Consider the following 19554-nt stretch of genomic DNA (forward strand, 5'->3'; position numbering starts at 1 on the left):
ATTGTGGTATAATATTTGTAACAAAATGTTCACAATATCTCCTAAAAACAGACACAATTGCATCCTGACCTCTCATTTGAATTGAACATCAACTTACAAAGGAGTTGGATACGATGGATATGTTCTTTGCGTACCTATGTATTGCAACAGCTACACCCCTGTTTTTATGGTTGGAAAACAGAAAGATTGCATTAGCATCTATTCCACCCATCATGATTATGTGGATTTTCTTCGGTCTTTACATGACAAGCAGTTTATCTCCAGCAGGACATACCTTCATGATCGCATTCTTTGCCATTAACGTGATTCTGGCTCACATTGCAGCATTCCTCATCTATGGACTTCCATTCATTCGCAAAAGATTCAGCAGCAGATAGATATCGCATCATCAATTGGAAGCGTTATCACAATCAGCATAAAAACCACTCATCTATGAAAGATGAGTGGTTTTTTATTATTTCTCTGAATGCTCAGACTGCTTTGGCGCAGATGGTGAATAACCGTCTTTGCTGTTCTCTCCGTGGCTGTAGTGAGCCGCGAAGATCCAAACAGACCCGATGACGAAAATGATCGCACAGAACAGACCAAACAAAGTATTTCCGACTTGAACAGTCCCGTTCTCACTCTCTGTCATGTGCATAAACATGAACAGCTGCAAGAATGCTTGAATGAAGGCAAAACCAAAGATAATCCATAGTTTTGCGGAACTGCCAATTTCAGCTCCGATAGCAATCCAGAATGCTAAGATGGTTAGCACAATGGAGAGAATGAAGCCGACTACATGTTTCCAAGGGAAGTGTTCGTGCTCTGCTGAGGAATGTGTTTTTCCAGCCATATCACAAAAGCCCCCCTAATCCGATCAAGTACACAGCTGTGAAGATGAAAATCCATACAACATCAAGGAAATGCCAGTATAGACTTGAGATAAAGATCTTCGCTGCTGTTTGTGGTGTTAATCCACGTTTTTTAATTTGGAACAAGACACCTGTAATCCAGAAGATACCGATGGATACGTGTAATCCGTGAGTTCCTAAAAGAACAAAGAATGCAGACCAGTATGCACTTGTATGGATGCTCGCACCCTCATGTACATAATGGAAGAATTCGAAAATCTCAAAACCAACGAAACCTGCACCTAGAAGCAGTGTCAGAATCGTCCAAATGACAACCCCTTTTGTACTTCCACGGCGCATTTCATGAACGGCAATCCCACATGTAAATGAACTCACCAATAGCAGGAATGTCATGATCAATACAAGCTTCATATCAAATAGCTCAGCTGGCAAAACGCCGCCAGCTGTTCTGCCATGAAGAACAAAGTAGGTCGCAAAAAGTGTTGAGAATAACACGATTTCCGCGCCAAGGAATATCCAGAAACCAAGGATGTTTAAACGTCCTGTTTCAGACTGATATTCAAGCGGTGCATTTGCATAGCTGCTATCATTATGTCCCATTACTTCTGCGCCTCCTTATTCTTTTTCTCTGTTTCAATCACTTCTTCAACAGGAATATAGTAGCCATCGTCATATTCAAATGAACGTAAAATCATTGTTGCGAATACACCGATTAAGCCGATAACGCCAATCCAGTACCATTCAAATACAAGACCGAATGCACCAAGTCCGAAGAATGCAGACATGATCAGCGGTCTGCCTGAATTGTGCGGCATGTGAATTTTCTTGAATTCTTTTTCAGGATGAACGTCTACATTGTTTTGCTTCCAATGATGGAATGCATCTGGTGTCGTCACTTCTGGAAGTGCTGCAAAGTTATAATGCGGCGGAATTGCAGAAGATGTCGCCCAGTCAAGTGTACGTCCTTCTCCCCAGCTGTCTCCAGACACTTCACGTTTCGCGTGTCTCCAGCTGTAGTAAATGTTATAGCAAAGGATGATGAATCCGATACCCATCATGAATGCACCAATTGTTGAAATAAAGTTTAGTGCAGTCCAGCCATCTTCTGGTCCATACGTATAAATACGTCTTGGCATTCCTTGCAGTCCTAAGAAGTACTGCGGGAAGAAACAGATGTTAAATCCGATCATGAATACCCAGAAGAACCATTTGCCGATTCTTTCGTTTAACTTGTAACCAAACATTTTTGGATACCAGAAAACAAGACCAGCAAAACAAGCAAATACAGTACCTGCGATTAATACATAGTGGAAGTGGGATACAAGGAAGTACGTATTATGGTACTGGTAATCCGCAGCTGCCATCGCAAGCATAACCCCAGTCACACCACCGATTACGAAGTTCGGGATGAAACCAAGTGCCCAAAGCATTGGTGAAGTAAAACTGATACGGCCTCGATACATTGTAAAGAGCCAGTTAAAGATTTTCACACCTGTTGGTACAGAAATCGCCATTGTTGTAATCGAGAAGAATGAGTTAACCGCTGCACTGTTCCCCATTGTAAAGAAGTGGTGAACCCACACAAGGAAACTAAGAACAGAGATTGCCACAATCGATACAACCATCGCTTTGTAACCAAACAACTGTTTTCTTGAGAACGTCGCAAAGATTTCTGAGAAAATACCGAAAGCTGGCAGGATAACGATATATACCTCAGGATGTCCCCAAATCCAGAAAAGGTTCGCCCAAAGCATTGGCATACCGCCCGCTTCGAGTGTAAAGAATGCTGAACCGAATAAACGATCGAATGTCATAAGTGCTAAAGCAACTGTTAAAACAGGGAATGCGAAAACGATAATGACAGACGTGATCAATGTTGTCCATGTAAACATTGGCATACGCATAAGCGTCATACCTTTTGTACGCATTTTTAAAATGGTCACCATGAAGTTAATACCTGTCATTAGTGTACCAATACCTGCAATTTGGAGCCCGAGCAAGTAGTAGTTCTGTCCAGGTCCTGGTGAGAAATCATTTCCGGCGAGCGGCATGTAACTCGTCCAGCCTGCACTTGGTGATCCTCCAATAACGAAGGAAATGTTGAACAACATTGCTCCGACCATAAATGTCCAGAAGCTCAAGTTGTTCAAATACGGGAATGCAACGTCACGTGCACCAATTTGAAGAGGAACCACGACGTTGATTAAACCAATTAAGAATGGCATCGCCATGAATAAAATCATGATCGTACCATGCGTTGTGAAAATTTCATTATAGTGGTTTGAATCTAAAAACGTATTATTAGGAAGCGCCAGCTGCGCGCGCATCATCAGTCCGTCTACCCCACCGCGGAAGAACATAATCACAGCAGCAAGGATATACATGATTCCAAGCTTTTTATGATCAACTGATGTCAGCCATTCTTTCCAGAGCCATTTCCACTTTTTGAAGTAGGTTAAAACAAACACAATAGCAATGGAAGTAAGAGCGATAGAAATTTGCGCACCAAGAATTAATGGGTCTCCAGTTACAAAAAACTCATCCCATTTTAAATGCATAACGGCCTCCTCCTTTCCTTAGTCAGTTTATTCGTTTTCTAGTTTTCTTTTATAGTTCTTCACATTCTCGAAAGGATCTGTCTTGGAATGCGGAGAAACTGATTGGTAACCTAAACGTTTGCGTGCTTGGAGTGCATATTCAGAATCCTCTCCGTGCTTCGCAAAAGATAAATGTGTTGATGAGAATGTCTGCACATCTGCAGCATCAGGAAGCATCAAGTAGTCATACGTTTTCTTCGTTAACTTCGGTGCTTCTTTTTTCGTTTTATTTACCCATTTATCATAGTCAGACTGCGTCATCGCATTGACTTTGAATTTTTGCTGAGCAAAGCCTTCGCCTGTGAAGTTGGCGTTTCTTCCTTCATATGTGCCTACTTCATCAGCTTGAAGATATTGTTCCATTTCCATTCCAGCCATCGCATACTTCTCCCCGCCTAGCTGAGGAATCCATAGTGATGCCATTGTATCAGCGGAAGTGATTTTGAATAAAACCGGCTGATCTTTTGGAATGTTTAAGTAGTTCACTGTTTCAATATTTTCCTCTGGATAGCTGAAGATCCATTTCCAATCAACTGCTGTAGCATAAACGACAAGTGGATCTTTATGACTTGTTGCTTGAGGCGCCTCTTCCAAAGAGTAAATGGTTTTTACAGTTGGAACTGAAAGGGCAGCAACGATTAATATTGGGATCACTGTCCAGACAACTTCTAGAAGCGTATTCCCGTGTAGTTCTGGGTTATAAGAGGCGTTTCCAACGTCCTTACGCTCACGGTATTTAACCAAAATGATGGTAAACAGTACAAATACCGCACCAACGATAAAGAGCATGAATCCAATAGATAATAGGATTAAGTCTTTTTGTTGTGCTGCGACTGGTCCTTTAGGATCTAAAACAGCGATATTGCTGCAACCTCCTAATACAAAAACACTCACGAGCATCGCTAATAAAAGCATAGGTTTAATGGCTCTGAACAAGAAGATCACCATCCTTCCTTAAATAATGTATAAATTGCTGAATAATTGTGAAAAGCCATCTGCCTTCGAAAACTTTTCTTCCCTTTGTAATGCTATCAAAATCTGTTGGAGTTAGCTCCCCTTTTTTCAAAAGTTCATTTATTTTTCAACAGATTTCTATTGAAATGTCATAAATTCGCCATAAATTTATATTATTGCACACACAATAAATTTCTAGGAATTTGAAAAGTTGAGAGTTGAAGGCAAAGGACAAACAATCAAGAACTTTGTCAAATTTAGGTTTACCACAATAAAAAAGTTTGGTCAAATTTCAATTTAACTTAATGAAATTTTATCTAGGTAAACAATTCTGAAATAGGTATCCCCATATTTAACAAAAACCTTACTCATTTTAACGCAAGTCGACAAGAAAAGAAAGTATCGATCGCTCGCCTATGCGCTGTAATGATTGGTAATGGTGATAAATGAGTGGAAACTCACTAAAGACTTCCAGCAAAAAACCGGCTCATCGCCGGCTTCTCATTATTCGTCTCTCACCAAAATGTCTGGTCGTCTATAGATGCTTCCTTCATGTTCTATGTCTATATACGTCCACTTGCCTGTATAGGTTAAAAAGCGATTTCCTTCTTTCTCGACGACCATCGTATCTTCTGATTTCAATCCTGGTAAGGAAGGATTCCAAGTGAATACTTGATGAAGCTGGATCTCTTCCACCGATGTAGGAACTGCAATGATCTCTCTAGACACAAATCCAGTCTTGCCACCTTGGTGAAGCTTTTTCCAGCTATCAGGAAATCCTTCTTTTTCATATTGAGCAATGCCGGCCTTCAATACATCTCCAATGGTGTTCCCTGGACGAGTAGCCGCATTCATGACCGTGTCGATTCGCGCAAGCCTTTCCTTGTTTTCTTCAAGCTCCTTTGGTAGCTGTCCAAAGTAAACGGATCTTGTGACATTTGCCACGAGTCCATGCCGTTCAGCACAAAGGACAACCAGTGCATGCTTTTGAAGTGCTTTTTCTGTTGGGATCGGGTGGCGATATTGATGAATCCGGTCATCTGTCGCCACAAGCAGCACTTCTATCGTCATTCCCTGCCCGATCGCTCTTTGAGCAACAAGCGAAGCAATTTCATGCTCCGTCTGTCCTGGAACGATTTCTTGACAGACACTTTCTACAATAACAGCTGTGTCATGACAAAGGGTTTCATATTGGCTGAGCTGTGGCGCTGAAAGGATCGATCGAACACGAGACAAATCGGGTTCGATCCATTCCACTCCTTCCATTTGAATGTCCGCACCAATTCGTTTGTCTTTTATGAGTGTTTGAATGTAAGGAGTCTCATCCTCAAACCAATCCATTGTGACGACTTGAAAGGGATGGTCAAAATACGCCATTTCTTCTTCAATGATTCGTTTTTCTTCCATTTGATTCACAACTAGGACAATATCGTCTTTCAACACAAGTAGCTGACAAACGCCCTCTGGAGTATTTAACACAATGTGGTTTCTTCTTCCTCCTGTAAGCCAAGAAAAGTTATTCCGCTTTTGAATCAGAACACCGTCGAGTTGTTTTTCTTCCATTAAAGTTCTTACCTGTTCAATCATCAACTCATCACCTGCCTGTATGGAGTGTTTGAATGAAACGTTTAAATGCTGTTTTCCCTTGCTCTGTTCTTTTAAACACACCCGCCTGCGCGAGTATACGAGAAAAAATGAGGCCGATTTCTTTTTGTAAAATGGTTTCTACGTTGTCCTTCGTAAAGGTATTCTCTTCGATCAGACGCTCTGCCCATGACTCGTGCTTCATGATAGACGGGCAGGCTTTGATTTCTTCAAGAGGGTTTTTGGATAGCAGCGCCGCTTTTAGCTGGCTTAATTCCTCTGCTAATCTTCCAGGAAGGACGGCGAGACCCATGACCTCAATTAAACCGATATTCTCTTTTTTAATATGATGAACTTCTTTGTGCGGGTGGAAGATTCCGTCGGGGTGCTGCTTATCTGTACGGTTATTTCGTAGCACGAGATCTAATTCGTACTCATCCCCATGACGGCGTGCAATTGGTGTAATGGTATTGTGCGGGGTCTCTCCTGTATGAGAGAACAGCCCCGCTTCTGGATCTGAATACATTTTCCACTCATGTAATATAAAATCCGCTGCCTCCGCAAGTGTCTGCTGGTCGCTGCTTTGAAGCCTGATCACTGACATCGGCCATTTCACAATACCCGCCTTCACCCTCGGAAACTTTTCGAGAGAAAACACTTCTTCCATCTTTGCTTTCGCCATCGGAAATTCATGAGCACCACCTTGAAAGTGGTCATGACTTAATATACTGCCTCCAACAATGGGAAGATCAGCATTTGATCCTATGAAATAGTGCGGATATATAGATATGAAGGAAAGCAGACGCTCGAAGGTCTTTTTAGATATCTGCATTGGTTCATGCTCGCCCTTGAACACAATACAATGTTCGTTGTAATACACATACGGCGAGAATTGCATAAACCACGACTCATTTGTAAGTGTCACCGGAATAATCCGGTGATTCTGTCTTGCTGGGTGATTGATGCGTCCCCCAAACCCAACGTTTTCTTTACAAAGGAGACAAAGAGGATATTGCTTTTGACTAAGCTTTTTGGCTTCAGCGATCGCTTTTGGGTCCTTTTCCGGTTTCGATAGATTAATCGTGATCTCAAGCTCACCATCTTCTGTCGGTGTAAACCACTGCACATTTTTGGCGATTCTGCCTGTATGAATATAGTGGGCATGCTGCTGCATTTCATAAAACCAACTTGTCGCTGCCTTTGGTCCGCAATGCTTGCGTTTCTCTTCAAACCTTGCATAGATGACACTCGGAGGCGCCACCAAGCAGCCCATGATTTTGGCATCTAATAAATCACGATACGTATCTGTCCCGTCAGGAATAAGACCTGTTTCAACTGCCCAATCGAGCATTGGCATTAAGATGTCTTCAAGGTCGCTGTCTCCTGAGACTGTTCTTGGCTCAGCATCATCGAGACCAAGCACCTCTAGCAGCCGGTTCCTTGTATAATCCATATCCAGTGGTGAGATCAGCTCTTTATTAACCCCATATTGAATCAGCTGTTCTAGCTTTTCAAAAATATCAATCGCCATTCCCTTTGTCTCCTCCCCTGCCTGCTACACGTTATTCACTTTGATAGCCATCTGGATGTTTCTGAAACCAATCCCATGCACTTTGAATGATGGTGTGGAGATCTGCATATTGAGGCTTCCATCCTAGTTCTTTCAGCGCTTTTTCTGATGAAGCAATCAGCTTAGCTGGATCACCCGCACGTCTTTCTGCCACCTGTGCTGGAATGGTATGGCCCGTCACTTCTCTTGCGGCTTCTACGACCTGCTTCACAGAGAAGCCTGTGCCGTTCCCTAAGTTGTACGTCGCGCTTCCTTTTCCTTCACGCAGACGCTCAACCGCTAGAATGTGCGCCTCTACTAAATCCATGACATGAATGTAGTCTCTAATGCATGTGCCATCCTCTGTTTCATAATCATCACCGTAAATCATGATTTGATCACGTTTTCCTAATGCCACTTGCAGAATAATTGGGATTAAATGCGTTTCTGGCTGATGATCTTCACCGACAACCCCTTCTGTATGAGCACCGGCTACATTAAAATAGCGAAGCACAACGTATTCGATACCATATGCCTGCTCAGACCACTTCAGCATTTTTTCAATCGCGAGCTTTGTTTCCCCATAAGGATTTGTTGGGTTCGTCTCATCCGTTTCAACGATCGGTACACGCTTTGGTTCACCATATGTCGCAGCAGTTGAAGAGAATACAATGCGTTTCACATCAAATTCATTCATCACCTGAAGTAAAGCCGTTGCCCCTCCGACGTTGTTGTCATAGTACTTCAGCGGGTCTGTTACACTTTCTCCAACAAGTGAATCTGCCGCAAAGTGCATGACCGCTTCAATGTCATGAGTTTGAAAAACACGTCTTAAAAAAGCGTGATCCCTTAAATCTCCCTCTTCTAATACGGCACCCTTTACCACTGCCTCTTTATGACCTGTCTGTAAATTATCCACAATCACCACTTGTTCTCCTTTAGCCAAAAGAGCCGCTACCGCATGACTGCCAATAAAACCTGCTCCTCCACATACTAAAATTGCCATCAAATGTCCTCCTTCGTTAATTCTCTAGCGCCGCCTCCAATTCCAGCTGTGTAAAAAGAGGCTTGAATGCCTGTTTTTTCTTGATAAATCGCACCTGTTTCTTCTATAAATGAGTCCAGCAGCTCTTCTTTCACAATGCTGACGGTACAGCCCCCAAAGCCAGCACCTGTCATACGAGAACCAATCGCCCCTGGATGTTGCCATGCGGCTTCAGCCAGTGCATCTAGCTCAAGCCCAGTGACTTCATAATCATTCTTTAAAGAAAGGTGAGATGCCTTCATGAGTGCACCTAGTTCTTCCATTTTATCATCTTTCAGAAAATTTACTGCTTTCATGGTCCTCTCGTTTTCCGTGATGGCATGTCTTGCACGTCTTCTACACGTTTCATCTTGTATCAAATGTTCATGCTTAGCGAATTCATCGACCGTGAGCTCACATAAATGCGCAATATCTCGTTCTTTTCTAAGATCGTTTAAAGCAGATTGACATTCTGAACGGCGTTCATTGTATTTGGAATCTGCAAGTGTTCGTTTTTTATTTGTATTGGCAATGACAAGTGCCAGACCCTCTTGCCGAAATGGGCTATATTCAAAGGAAAGCGTGTCACAATTGAGCAAAATAGCGTGACCTTCTTTTCCAAGACTAATTGAAAATTGATCCATAATGCCGCAGTTCACGCCAATAAACTCATTTTCAGCACGCTGCGCAAGAAGGGCTAGGTCGATTTGCGTTACGCCGAATGACGACCATTCATTGATCAAGACAGCCGTGACGAGCTCAATAGAGGCAGAGGATGACAGGCCTGCGCCATTTGGGATATTGCCGGCATACACAATATCAAAGCCTTCTTTCACATCCATGCCTGCTTCGATAAACTGTTGGAATACTCCCTTCGGATAGTTCGCCCAGCCGTCCGATTCTGAGAAAGCGATTTCAAAAAGGTCGAACTCTTTCACACCTTCTTCTTCAAAATTCAAGGAATACATTCTGACGCGTCCATCTGATCGTCTTGCTCCCGCAGCATATGTACCAAGGGTAAGTGCACATGGAAAGACATGGCCCCCATTATAATCTGTGTGTTCACCAATCAGATTGACTCTGCCTGGGGCGAAAAAATAGCGGAGTTCTTCCTGATCTCCAAATTGCTGGTGAAATGCTGCTCGTAATGTGTCGATCATATCCATTCCCCTTTTCTCTTCTGATAATCTTATTTTAGTTGCCCCGTCAGCTGAAGTTCAATGGTAAAAAAATCGTTAAAAAATACCCTTTTTTTGCTGTGAATGGTACGATGTGATATGAGGTGTACCATGATTCAAAATAGAAAAAGGTTGTTTTTTGCTGTGAAGGAGGGTTTCCAATTTGAAGAAAGAAGCATTTGCATTTCGTTTTCACCATTCTGATGTGACATTGCCGGCCCAAATCTGGTCTGTTGGCTGGGAAGTTCAATCATCTTCGTTATACAGCTGGAATGGCGTAGAGCGGAAGGATCAGGGCAAGTGCATCTTTCAGCTCACACTGTCTGGACACGGCATGATTGAAATCGGACAGAAACGATTCAAAGTATTGCCTGGACAGGCCTTTCTGGTGAAAAGCCCCAGTGCTTATCAATACTATTTTCCAGAAGACAGTGAACATTGGGAATTTCTCTATTTAACACTTTATGGGGAAGCCTGTGACCTTTGCTTTGATCAATTTATCGATCAAGGAAAGCAGGTCATGCGTTTTCATCCGAATTCCAAACCGATCCGCCTGCTAAAGAAGATTTATGATGAAGCCAGTGAAAGACGGATTACCAATCCATTTGAGGGGTCTAGCCTTGCTTATCAATTTGTCATGGAACTGTATTCATATTTGCCAAAGCTTGAGGGACAAATGGAGAAATGGCCTGAGCCCATCGTCCAAGCGGCCTTATTTGCAAGCCACCATTTTCACGAGGAGATTGGGCCTGACGATATGGCAGCTGCGGCACGTTTATCCAAAAGTCATTTTACGAGGGAATTCAAAAAGGCAACTGGCTTCACACCGATTCATTATTTAACCAATATTCGTTTAGAAAAGGCGGAAACGTTACTGAAAACAACGAAATACTCGATTGAAGAAATCGCCACACAGTGCGGCTACCGAAATGCGAATTACTTGAATAAAGTCTTTCGAAAGAAAATCGGCATGTCTCCAAAGCAACTCCGGGAAACAAGCGATGCATAATAAAAAGCAGCCGCTTTTCAATTGGCTGCTTCTTTTACGCTTTCGTTAGGTCAACACGAATTCTCCCTTGTCTTAAAACAATGGTCATTTGCGTATCAGGGGTCATTAAATTTTCTAAAATGTCCGTTGCTGTTTGAAGCGCAATGTCCATCCGGTTGATCTTTTCCTTTTCTTGTTCAGAAAATGCTTCTGGATGTGCGGTCATTTCCTTGACTAGTCTCAACACTTGTTCATGCTGCTTTTCTGTTTGTTGATATATGGCATCATATAATTCGTCTGGCCTGCTGCTCATTTCACATCACCTATCTTTTTCATGTGTTAAATCGCATCTTCTTTTGTTTTCTTGAAGACGAACCATTTACTGGCGACATAATTGACCACGACAATCACAAAGTTAACAAGAATTTTTGCGACGGTTTCGTTGAGCGCCATTTGGCTCACAAATAAAATCATCAGCCCCAGATCTACACCTAGAGACATGAGACGGACACTAAAAAATGAAGAAAGCTCACGCATCAGGCTTTTTGTGTCACGAGCCTTTTGCTTGAAGACATACTTCTTATTGGTGATATAAGCAAAGAGCACAGCAAATACCCATGAAACAACCGTTGCTGTTTTGTAATCCATAGAAAACATCTCAACGAATAAATAGAAGCTGACTATGTTGACAATGGTTGTACACACACCCATGATCAGATACATGACAACTTCTTGATACTTTTGAAAAAGGCTATACATGTCTTTCTTCATTCCTTCTTGGTGAATTCTGTTTCTTTTAGAATACCATCTTAAGAAGAACTTCCCAAACGAACAATATGTGCGTCCTGTAAAGATGAAATTTGTTCACGCTGATGGCATATGTCAACCTTATTGGTTTATATGAGTCAAATGATTTAGGTCTTTATCATTATTTTAATTTATAATCTTTTAACTGACTTTACAATTGTTTATTATGAGAAGTAAGAATTCAATATTTATGGGTTTTTTAGTCATTTTTTTAGGGACGTGGTAGGTGATAGATTTTACAAAATAGGTTAAATGTCATCATTTTTCGACAAAAATCTATTTTTGTACTCCATTCACATACACGTACAGTTACTAGACGGTTTGTTCAAGTCATTGGTTGCAGATGAATATGTCTTATTGAACTGGAGGATATTATGGATACGCAAGTGAAAAGAAGAGTTGACGAAGAGTGGGTTTATTTGATTCAAGAAGCGAAAAAAATTGGACTAGGCATCGAGGAAATACAAGCTTTTTTAACATCCAACGGTGATCAGAAGATGATAAACAAACCGTAATCAACGCCGTTATCCTTTGTCTTTCAGATTGCTTTGGCTAAAGTTCTAACCTGTCAATTGACCTTTTAAACATCCTTTCATGACGATACGCTACAATAATTGAACACCTCATCATACCAATCCCTTCCACTCAATGGGGTTCTGTCTTTCTATTTTTAGGAGGACAGTCCGTTCCCTGTTCTTTATATGACCCCTTTTTAGCTGTCATTCATGAAAATTGCCCATTTTCGTTATAAAACCAAGCTCCCCACCCATATATTAAGCATAAGACACAAGAAAGAAGAAAGGTGGGTGGCGCGTGAGTTCAGATTCTCTATCTTATTATCATCAAAAGAAGGATCAATATTATCACGGTGTGAACCCTGTGATTGTCCATCGTATTCGCAAGGAATGGACGTCTATCTTGGATATCGGATGCGGCACAGGCCAGCTTGGCAAAGTCCTAAAACAGCAAGACCGTACCATATATGGAATTGAATCTTTTGAAGATGCGGCAAAGCAGGCTGAGAAAGCGCTGGATCATGTTTTATGCGGCAATATTGAACAGATGGCGCTGCCTTATCAGCATGAACAATTTGACTGCATCATTTTCGGAGATGTTCTTGAACATTTATTGGACCCTTGGGCCGTTTTAAAAAAGGTCAAACCCTTTCTAAAAAGGGAAGGGGCGATCTTGTCTTCCATTCCGAATATTGGTCATATTTCAACGGTTTTAGAATTACTAGCCGGGAGATTTACTTATACAGATGCAGGGTTAATGGATCAAACACATTTACGCTTCTTTACCCTTCACGAAATTCATGCCCTCTTCCAGTCAGCCGGGTTTCATGTTCGTGAGCTTGAAACCATTCGTGTACAACACCCTTCCTATACGGGCGTCATGAATGATCTACATGAATTACTCGTAAAACATGGCATTCGTTTTGATTTTAACGAGGCAGCGACAGCCTATCAATACGTGGTTGAGGCGGTTCAACTCAATGAGTAGCCCCACCATCTTATTTGTTTTATGTGTAAATGATGAGTCGATGTTTCAAGCTTGCTTCCGGCAGCTCGCTTCACTTCCTGCTCCGCACGGGTATCATGTAGAGGTTTTGCCCATTAGACATGCATCAAGTATGGCCTCTGCATACAATGAAGCTCTCACTCATCCTGCACAGTTTAAAATTTATCTTCATCAAGATACACTCATCGTCAAACAGCATATGCTTCTCGAGCTGATTCCACTTTTCTTGCAGAATCCGTCACTTGGCATGCTTGGGGTAATAGGTGCAGAAAGTGTGCCAGACAATGGAATCTGGTGGGAGAGCCATGATTGCAGAGGGAAAGTCATTGAATATCGGCACGACACCTATCAGCTACTGACGTTTGAATCTGGTCATCCACAGACAGAGCCCCAAGGTTATATCAAAGCTTCTGCTATTGACGGTCTTTTTATGGCAACACAATATGATATCAAGTGGCGTGAGGACCTCTTAGACGGGTTTCATTTTTATGATGTGTCACAATCTTTTGAGTTTGCACAGCAGGGATATGAGGTTGGGATTGCAAGGCAAGTGGAGCCCTGGTGTATTCACAAATGCGGAGATCATTTTGATGCAGAAGCATATGAAAAAGCAAGACAAACATTTCTTGCGCATTATCGGTAGAAAGCACCCTTTTCGGGTGCCCAGAATGTAGAGAAACTCATGTTTTGCTACATTCTTTTTTATTTTCCACGTCATGATGTTAGGTGAGAATGAATGAAAAGGCCTCCCACACATGTTTTGAAATGGCCTTTTGGTGCTTTTGAGATCTTGTGCAGCTTTCAAGAAAAGGAAACGGAGCTCATGCTTTCGGATCTGATTTGTAGAACCAATAACCTTTCCGATCCGTTATTGTATATGCTTTTCTCTATTATAAAATGGGGAGATGTAAGTTTTAATGGGGACAATAAAGCTGTCGAGATTTTCTCGACAGCCTGACAGCCCTAAAGGTCTGTTTGATTCATCAAGTAGATAATCTAGAATCACGGGTTCCAAAACGAACATCAGGATTTTCACTAGAACGGGTTCCATTCCTCACAGCAAAATCGTTATCTTGTTGAGATAAAGTTATAAGAGGAAAATCCTCAGTATCCTCAGTAGTAACGCTACTGCCTGTAGCATTTCTTACAGTCAGATCAGTGGATTCTGGAGAAGTAGCATTTCTTGAATTCACATCAAAATCGACAGATGATAATGAGATCACACCTAGCAATGTTGAAGCACTCAAAAAACCAGTAAGAACCGTTTTAAAATTCATATGAACAGTCGCCCCTTTGGATTTGTTTTCGGGCGTACATCACTTTTTCATACATTTTTACAGATTCATCCATACGCCCATTCTCATTATAGTACCGAGCCGCTTCGAGCGCTAGGTCTTCCATGTATGGATAACCCCTCTCATTCTCTAATTTTTCCAATGAGCTCATGACTTCACTTAAGTTTGCTGTTTTTAAAAATAAAATTTCCAATACCATCAATAACGATAAAAATAGATCATTTTTTCTATTCTTCGCTTCTTCCCAGCCTCTTTTGAAAAATCTTTCACCCTCAATAAATTCCTTTTGACTCAAATGAAATAACGATAATTCATAATAAACCAAAAGCAACTCTGTAGCATTAATAGGCTCTCCTTCTAGAATCACCTGATTAAAATAAGCTAGTGCCCTATTAAAATCACCTACTCCTTTATAACAACACCCAATATTAAATAATGACTTCACAATCATTGGCTTATTAGACATTGCCTTAGATTTTTCTAAAGCTGACAATAAATGAGGAAGCGCCTTTTCTCTGCATTCAAAATCAATGAAATTACCTGCCATAACAGTTAGACAATTAATTTCTCGAATCATATAAAGGGAATTGCTCTTATGTGCCTTATAAGTATCATAAGAAAGACCAACGTAATACATAGATACGTGTGTCTGTTTCATGTGATAAAACACTTCTGATAATTTGTAATAAAATTCCGCTCTTTCTAACTCATCCCCTACTTGCTCCAGGCGCTTTTCCGCGCGCTTATAGAACACAATAGCTCTAATAAACTCACCTTTTTTAAATTCATACATTCCTTGAAAAAAATTAAAATAGTATTCAAGAATGGCTGACATCTTCTTGCCTTGTCCTTCTACAGCTTTCAAGTAATCCGATTTTTCAAGTGGTTCTTTAGAAGGCTGCACATAGTCTGTCATCAATTGATGACGGAACTCCATCAACTGAAAATAAAGAACCGCCTGTTCATCTTCTTCCATGACATCGATTTCTTTTCTAACCTCTTCTCTTAGCTTCTGAGCCTCTTTAACATTGAATCTTTTTATTTGCTTATACCATTCATTTATCTTGATCGCTACAACTGGAGACGGTATAGACGCCATCTACAATCCCCCCTAGAAAACCAATTTTTAATAAATGTTAGCACAACAACTCCTAATAAAACCCTATTTACCCATTTATATGTAAAGTTTTCGGCATAGCGCAAGCACTTTTTAAGCAAGTAGGACACAAGACATATCGGTTTTTATACGCAATCGCATTGGTATTTTTGAAATAGGCGCCATGTATTTTAAATAACAAAAAAACAGGCTCTTCAGCCTGTTCTTTATTATGATGAATGGGAAACTCATTAAAAAGAAAACAACAGCAAAATAACAAGCACCATTTAACATCATCAATACTGATATTACCGTCATCATAAATTCGCCTCCCAAATAAAAGAACCTAAATTGCGGTCACCGCAACCCAAAAAGAAATTTTCCAACGAATTCCCAAATGCGAATCAATCAATGATAGGATGAAAACATGTCAAAAAAGGAGGGAGCACTATGAATTATTATGCTGTTGTATTTTTTTACGCCGCCACTTAATAAAAGCCACTGAAAACACAAGAAGTAAAATCGCAATAAGCTTGAAAATAAAGCGAGTGAAGAAAGTAGCATCTTCGAACTCCGTTGCAAAGATACAAGCCCCTATGATTATCCCGATCATGCCTACTACCCAATTCCAAAACACATCAATCACTCCTCAATTAACTTTTTTTAAAAGAAAAGCATTTTTTATCCATATGTTTATTATTGCACAAAAAACAAGGGGGAAATATCCAAAATGAAAAAGTTCATAATCGGACTTTTAGGCCTGACGCTATTTTTAACAGTTCCATTACAAACCGCAGCCGCAGTAACCCTAGAACCTCAAGAAATTAAAGAATCTTATCAAACTGAAATTGAAGGCAAACTACATACTTTCAATTCTGTAGTGAAAGGCAGCACTCAAACAATAACGATTGATAATGGTGAACAAATAGATAGCGTCTCTTATGACCGGGCAAAAGAAGAACTCCGTATTAACAATGAACTAGTAGACATTAAAGAATTTAAAGAAGCTGGATCAGAATTATTAAGTGAAGACGGCGAATTTAACACAAAATCAAACAAAGAATATCAGTGGAGACTTGTAAAAACCTATAAAAACAAATTCAACGTTACTCTTGCTATTGTCGTTCTTGTGACAACAACAATTTTGGCATTACCGACAGGGACCGGTGCTGTTGCTGGCGCAGTCTTGACACTAAAAGCAATAGCCATACTCGCTACAACAGTAACTACAGCTTCAGGATCAACAGGTCAAAAAGTCTTTCATTACACATTCAAAACATACTACAGCCCGAAAAATGGTTACTGGAACAACAAATTTGTCCTATCTGTCTACAAAGATTCAAAGCGTAAAAAGCATGTTAAAACAGTTTCACATACGACACGTCTTGGGAAAAAATATTAAAAGAGAAGCAGGCTCCATCAGCCTGCTTCTCTACATGTTTATGTAATGTAATTCTTGATGTTAATATGCCAACGCATTATGACCTAAAATGTTTCATTTGCTAAATCGAATCTACAGACTATGTGACAATGGATATCACAGAGTTTTTTTCTTTGATCTTATATTTGATTTCCAGCTTCTTGTGTTTATTTTCATTTTCCCAATATTTATATCCACAATTGATCAGGCTAATCACCCTTTTCGGGTGCCTTTTTTATGATATACTGTCATAAACAACCAGATCGTCTCATATGCATTGGAGTACCTTGTCCCTAATTCGTACAAAGGAGGAAACAATGGCAGACAAAAACGTTCATTATAAGAAGGTTGCCGCTTCAAAGGATTTTCGAAAACTTCTTGAGGAAAAACGCAGATTTATCGTACCGATGACGATTTTCTTTTTTCTCTTTTACTTTTCACTTCCGGTTGCTACATCCTACTTCACCTTTTTGAACACGCCAGCAATTGGAGCGATCACGTGGGCTTGGTTATTTGCCCTCACGCAATTTGTGATGACATGGGTTTTATGTGGGCTTTATGCAAAAAAAGCATCTCAGTTCGACAAATATGTAAGCGCTTTAAAAATTGAATCGAGAGGTGATGACGAATGAGCATGACCGCTTTTATTTTATTCATAGCGATCGTAGGGCTCACATTGGTCATCACGTATTTTGCTGCGAAAAAAACAAGCAATGCGAGTGATTTTTACACAGCAGGCGGCGGTCTGACTGGGTTTCAGAACGGCCTTGCCATTGCCGGGGACTATATGTCTGCTGCTTCATTTTTAGGGATCGCCGGCATGATCGCCTTAAATGGATTTGACGGCTTTTTCTATAGTATTGGTTTTCTTGTAGCGTATCTTGTCGTCCTTTATGTCGTGGCTGAACCGCTTCGAAATCTAGGAAAATATACGATGGCTGATATGATTGCTGCACGATTCAAACGCCCTGCTATTCGAGGCGTGGCTGCTTTTAACACCATCACGGTTTCCACTTTTTATATGATTGCGCAGCTTGTTGGGGCAGGTGCATTAATCAAACTGCTTCTTGGCATTGATTACTGGATTGCGGTGCTGATCGTAGGTGTCTTGATGACTATTTATGTCGTGTTTGGCGGCATGATCGCCACCAGCTGGGTACAGATCACGAAAGCTGTGCTTCTCATGCTGGGCACGCTGATTATTTCGCTGCTTGTGTTTGCCAAATTTGATTTTAGTCTGCTGAAGATGTTTGAGCAGATGAAAACAGCGACCCCGCTTGGTGAAGCTTTTCTTCACCCGGGAAATAAATATGATGTGCCTTTAGAGACCCTGTCTCTGAACCTTGCACTTGTACTTGGAACAGCAGGTTTGCCGCATATTTTGATCCGTTTTTATACGGTAAAGGATGCCATTTCTGCGCGTAAATCTGTTCTATCCGCTACGTGGATCATCGGGATTTTTTATTTAATGACGGTTTTCCTCGGCTTCGGTGCCGCTGCTTTTGTCGGAACAGATGCAATTACGGCAGCCGATGCAGCAGGAAACATGGCAGCACCACTGCTTGCACAGGCCCTAGGGGGAGATTTATTATTTGCCTTTGTTTCCGCTATTGCCTTTGCGACTATACTGGCAGTGGTCACCGGTCTCGTTTTATCCGCCGCATCTGCCTTTGCTCATGACTTTTATAGCCAGATTATCCGCAAAGGAAAAGCGAGTGAACGTGAACAGGTGAAGGCGGCACGCTTTGCTTCTATCGGCGTGGCTATCCTTTCCATCATTCTTGCATTATTTGCGCAATCTTTAAACGTCGCTTTTCTTGTGTCACTTGCCTTCGCAGTGGCAGCAAGTGCGAATTTACCGTTGATTATCTTCACTGTCTTTTGGAAACGATTTAACTCAACAGGTGCTATCGCAGGAAGCTTAACAGGTCTTCTGAGCGCACTCCTGATCGTGTCACTCAGCCCAAGCGTCTGGGACCCATCAGGGGCAGCCATTTTCACAGGAGAGCCGCTTATCCCACTATCGAACCCTGGGATTATCTCGATCCCGCTCGGATTCCTTGCGGCTTACTTAGGCACCATTTTCTCCTCTGAAAAAGCAGATGAAGACACCTTTACAGAAATTCAAGTAAAAGCACACACAGGTATGCATATGGATACAGATTGATGAGAAAAAGCCGGCTGCTCTGCCGGCTTTTTCAGTGTTCTTGCTATTTCAAAACTGTGCTTAATATGGGATAAATTGGCCTTTTAATCTCTCTTTATATCTTTCTAACTTGTCACATTTCCTCAAAGTGATCAACGAACAGCATGTGATGATGATCAGCAGAATTTCATGAACTTCTCCTCTGTTATCAATGATTCTTTTCAACCCTATTACCCCCATAGACTTCAATTCTCTTGTTATTCCTATGTTATCATTTTAAACATATACTGGGAAAGTCACCCCACAAGGAAGAAGTGAAACAAATCGTCAAAGACCATTTTCCAGAAGAGACATTTGAAAATGGAGATCATGGACAAACAACCACAAAACTAGTAGCCGTACTAGATATCTTTGAGCTAGTCGAAGACTTAGACGAAGGTCCCCTGCATTTAAGCGAAGTGTACAGCCGATATCTTCTTTTTGATCAAGAAACATCTGCTAAAGAAGCGATTGACGCTTATTCGTTAGACAAATAAAAAAA

21 protein-coding genes are annotated in these 19554 nt (G+C 41.1%); 9 read left to right on the forward strand and 12 right to left on the reverse strand.

Features of this window, described 5'->3' with window-relative positions; genetic code table 11:
• The first annotated feature begins 113 nt into the window (after positions 1-113).
• The gene (locus MHH31_RS17650; RefSeq protein ID WP_008345491.1) at positions 114-377 is read left to right on the forward strand and encodes a spore morphogenesis/germination protein YwcE; all 264 of its coding nucleotides are present in this window, start codon (positions 114-116) and stop codon (positions 375-377) included.
• Positions 378-454: 77 nt separating this feature from the next.
• Here MHH31_RS17650 and qoxD read toward each other — a convergent pair whose 3' ends face one another.
• From qoxD to MHH31_RS17690, 8 genes are all read right to left on the reverse strand, one after another.
• The gene (gene qoxD / locus MHH31_RS17655; RefSeq protein WP_007497818.1) at positions 455-835 is read right to left on the reverse strand and encodes a cytochrome aa3 quinol oxidase subunit IV; all 381 of its coding nucleotides are present in this window, start codon (positions 833-835) and stop codon (positions 455-457) included.
• A 1-nt stretch (position 836) separates the two neighbouring features.
• Positions 837-1454, reverse strand: coding sequence for a cytochrome aa3 quinol oxidase subunit III (gene qoxC / locus MHH31_RS17660; protein WP_007497820.1), 618 nt, complete (start codon positions 1452-1454; stop codon positions 837-839).
• Positions 1454-3412, reverse strand: a complete 1959-nt coding sequence (gene qoxB, locus MHH31_RS17665) for a cytochrome aa3 quinol oxidase subunit I (RefSeq protein ID WP_007497822.1) — start codon at positions 3410-3412, stop codon at positions 1454-1456. Before qoxB ends, qoxC begins: the two co-directional genes overlap by 1 nt.
• Positions 3413-3439: 27 nt before the next feature.
• Positions 3440-4396 (reverse strand): cytochrome aa3 quinol oxidase subunit II, encoded by a 957-nt coding sequence (gene qoxA / locus MHH31_RS17670; RefSeq protein ID WP_089374137.1) that lies wholly within the window; start codon positions 4394-4396, stop codon positions 3440-3442.
• A 513-nt stretch (positions 4397-4909) separates the two neighbouring features.
• Complete coding sequence (locus tag MHH31_RS17675) at positions 4910-5992, reverse strand: aminopeptidase P family protein (RefSeq protein WP_035389879.1); 1083 nt, start codon at positions 5990-5992, stop codon at positions 4910-4912.
• 7 nt (positions 5993-5999) lie between these two features.
• Positions 6000-7520, reverse strand: a complete 1521-nt coding sequence (gene galT / locus MHH31_RS17680; protein ID WP_342495042.1) for a UDP-glucose--hexose-1-phosphate uridylyltransferase — start codon at positions 7518-7520, stop codon at positions 6000-6002.
• A gap of 31 nt (positions 7521-7551) precedes the next feature.
• A complete protein-coding gene (galE, locus tag MHH31_RS17685; RefSeq protein WP_342495043.1) occupies positions 7552-8544 on the reverse strand; it encodes a UDP-glucose 4-epimerase GalE in 993 nt (330 codons plus the stop codon).
• Positions 8544-9728 carry a galactokinase gene (locus MHH31_RS17690; protein ID WP_080673843.1) on the reverse strand — a complete coding sequence of 395 codons (1185 nt, stop codon included), beginning with the start codon at positions 9726-9728 and terminating at the stop codon, positions 8544-8546. Before MHH31_RS17690 ends, galE begins: the two co-directional genes overlap by 1 nt.
• Before the next feature lie 175 nt (positions 9729-9903).
• Between MHH31_RS17690 and MHH31_RS17695 the strand changes: the two genes are divergently transcribed.
• Positions 9904-10749 carry an AraC family transcriptional regulator gene (locus tag MHH31_RS17695; protein ID WP_008345501.1) on the forward strand — a complete coding sequence of 282 codons (846 nt, stop codon included), beginning with the start codon at positions 9904-9906 and terminating at the stop codon, positions 10747-10749.
• A 34-nt stretch (positions 10750-10783) separates the two neighbouring features.
• Here the strand turns inward: MHH31_RS17695 and MHH31_RS17700 are convergent, their stop codons facing one another.
• Positions 10784-11041, reverse strand: coding sequence for a hypothetical protein (locus tag MHH31_RS17700; RefSeq protein ID WP_008345502.1), 258 nt, complete (start codon positions 11039-11041; stop codon positions 10784-10786).
• 26 nt (positions 11042-11067) lie between these two features.
• Complete coding sequence (locus MHH31_RS17705) at positions 11068-11451, reverse strand: GtrA family protein (RefSeq protein WP_024719496.1); 384 nt, start codon at positions 11449-11451, stop codon at positions 11068-11070.
• Between the two features lie 458 nt (positions 11452-11909).
• Between MHH31_RS17705 and MHH31_RS17710 the strand changes: the two genes are divergently transcribed.
• The 3 genes from MHH31_RS17710 (at position 11910) to MHH31_RS17720 (ending at position 13699) form a co-directional block, all read left to right on the forward strand.
• Entirely contained in the window at positions 11910-12050 is a 141-nt protein-coding gene (locus MHH31_RS17710) for an anti-repressor SinI family protein (protein ID WP_008345506.1), read from the forward strand.
• Positions 12051-12348: 298 nt separating this feature from the next.
• Entirely contained in the window at positions 12349-13038 is a 690-nt protein-coding gene (locus MHH31_RS17715) for a class I SAM-dependent methyltransferase (RefSeq protein ID WP_024719497.1), read from the forward strand.
• On the forward strand, positions 13031-13699 hold the full coding sequence (locus MHH31_RS17720; protein WP_163116300.1) for a glycosyltransferase family protein: 669 nt from the start codon (positions 13031-13033) through the stop codon (positions 13697-13699). Before MHH31_RS17715 ends, MHH31_RS17720 begins: the two co-directional genes overlap by 8 nt.
• Positions 13700-14039: 340 nt before the next feature.
• Here the strand turns inward: MHH31_RS17720 and MHH31_RS17725 are convergent, their stop codons facing one another.
• Positions 14040-14333, reverse strand: coding sequence for a hypothetical protein (locus tag MHH31_RS17725; RefSeq protein WP_342495044.1), 294 nt, complete (start codon positions 14331-14333; stop codon positions 14040-14042).
• Positions 14323-15450 (reverse strand): RapH N-terminal domain-containing protein, encoded by a 1128-nt coding sequence (locus tag MHH31_RS17730; RefSeq protein ID WP_061420631.1) that lies wholly within the window; start codon positions 15448-15450, stop codon positions 14323-14325. The genes MHH31_RS17725 and MHH31_RS17730 overlap by 11 nt, the downstream gene beginning before the upstream one ends.
• Before the next feature lie 727 nt (positions 15451-16177).
• Here MHH31_RS17730 and MHH31_RS17735 point away from each other — a divergent pair.
• The 4 genes from MHH31_RS17735 (at position 16178) to MHH31_RS17750 (ending at position 19549) form a co-directional block, all read left to right on the forward strand.
• Positions 16178-16849 carry a hypothetical protein gene (locus MHH31_RS17735; RefSeq protein ID WP_342495045.1) on the forward strand — a complete coding sequence of 224 codons (672 nt, stop codon included), beginning with the start codon at positions 16178-16180 and terminating at the stop codon, positions 16847-16849.
• 335 nt (positions 16850-17184) lie between these two features.
• Complete coding sequence (locus MHH31_RS17740) at positions 17185-17499, forward strand: DUF485 domain-containing protein (protein ID WP_017368293.1); 315 nt, start codon at positions 17185-17187, stop codon at positions 17497-17499.
• On the forward strand, positions 17496-19034 hold the full coding sequence (locus tag MHH31_RS17745) for a cation acetate symporter (RefSeq protein ID WP_007497838.1): 1539 nt from the start codon (positions 17496-17498) through the stop codon (positions 19032-19034). The genes MHH31_RS17740 and MHH31_RS17745 overlap by 4 nt, the downstream gene beginning before the upstream one ends.
• 293 nt (positions 19035-19327) lie before the next feature.
• The gene (locus tag MHH31_RS17750; protein ID WP_342495046.1) at positions 19328-19549 is read left to right on the forward strand and encodes a hypothetical protein; all 222 of its coding nucleotides are present in this window, start codon (positions 19328-19330) and stop codon (positions 19547-19549) included.
• Positions 19550-19554: the final 5 nt, after the last annotated feature.

The organism is Bacillus sp. FSL K6-1033 (assembly GCF_038630765.1).
GTDB lineage: Bacteria > Bacillota > Bacilli > Bacillales > Bacillaceae > Bacillus > Bacillus altitudinis.

Excerpts from the sequence above, each read along its gene's own strand:
- MHH31_RS17650 (WP_008345491.1), top strand. The coding sequence starts at position 114 with ATGGATATGTTCTTTGCGTACCTATGTATTGCAACAGCTACACCCCTG.
- qoxD (WP_007497818.1), bottom strand. The coding sequence starts at position 835 with ATGGCTGGAAAAACACATTCCTCAGCAGAGCACGAACACTTCCCTTGG.
- qoxC (WP_007497820.1), bottom strand. The coding sequence starts at position 1,454 with ATGGGACATAATGATAGCAGCTATGCAAATGCACCGCTTGAATATCAG.
- qoxB (WP_007497822.1), bottom strand. The coding sequence starts at position 3,412 with ATGCATTTAAAATGGGATGAGTTTTTTGTAACTGGAGACCCATTAATT.
- MHH31_RS17675 (WP_035389879.1), bottom strand. The coding sequence starts at position 5,992 with ATGATTGAACAGGTAAGAACTTTAATGGAAGAAAAACAACTCGACGGT.
- galT (WP_342495042.1), bottom strand. The coding sequence starts at position 7,520 with ATGGCGATTGATATTTTTGAAAAGCTAGAACAGCTGATTCAATATGGG.
- galE (WP_342495043.1), bottom strand. The coding sequence starts at position 8,544 with ATGGCAATTTTAGTATGTGGAGGAGCAGGTTTTATTGGCAGTCATGCG.
- MHH31_RS17690 (WP_080673843.1), bottom strand. The coding sequence starts at position 9,728 with ATGGATATGATCGACACATTACGAGCAGCATTTCACCAGCAATTTGGA.
- MHH31_RS17700 (WP_008345502.1), bottom strand. The coding sequence starts at position 11,041 with ATGAGCAGCAGGCCAGACGAATTATATGATGCCATATATCAACAAACA.
- MHH31_RS17705 (WP_024719496.1), bottom strand. The coding sequence starts at position 11,451 with ATGTATCTGATCATGGGTGTGTGTACAACCATTGTCAACATAGTCAGC.
- MHH31_RS17710 (WP_008345506.1), top strand. The coding sequence starts at position 11,910 with ATGGATACGCAAGTGAAAAGAAGAGTTGACGAAGAGTGGGTTTATTTG.
- MHH31_RS17720 (WP_163116300.1), top strand. The coding sequence starts at position 13,031 with ATGAGTAGCCCCACCATCTTATTTGTTTTATGTGTAAATGATGAGTCG.
- MHH31_RS17725 (WP_342495044.1), bottom strand. The coding sequence starts at position 14,333 with ATGAATTTTAAAACGGTTCTTACTGGTTTTTTGAGTGCTTCAACATTG.
- MHH31_RS17730 (WP_061420631.1), bottom strand. The coding sequence starts at position 15,450 with ATGGCGTCTATACCGTCTCCAGTTGTAGCGATCAAGATAAATGAATGG.
- MHH31_RS17735 (WP_342495045.1), top strand. The coding sequence starts at position 16,178 with ATGAAAAAGTTCATAATCGGACTTTTAGGCCTGACGCTATTTTTAACA.
- MHH31_RS17740 (WP_017368293.1), top strand. The coding sequence starts at position 17,185 with ATGGCAGACAAAAACGTTCATTATAAGAAGGTTGCCGCTTCAAAGGAT.
- MHH31_RS17745 (WP_007497838.1), top strand. The coding sequence starts at position 17,496 with ATGAGCATGACCGCTTTTATTTTATTCATAGCGATCGTAGGGCTCACA.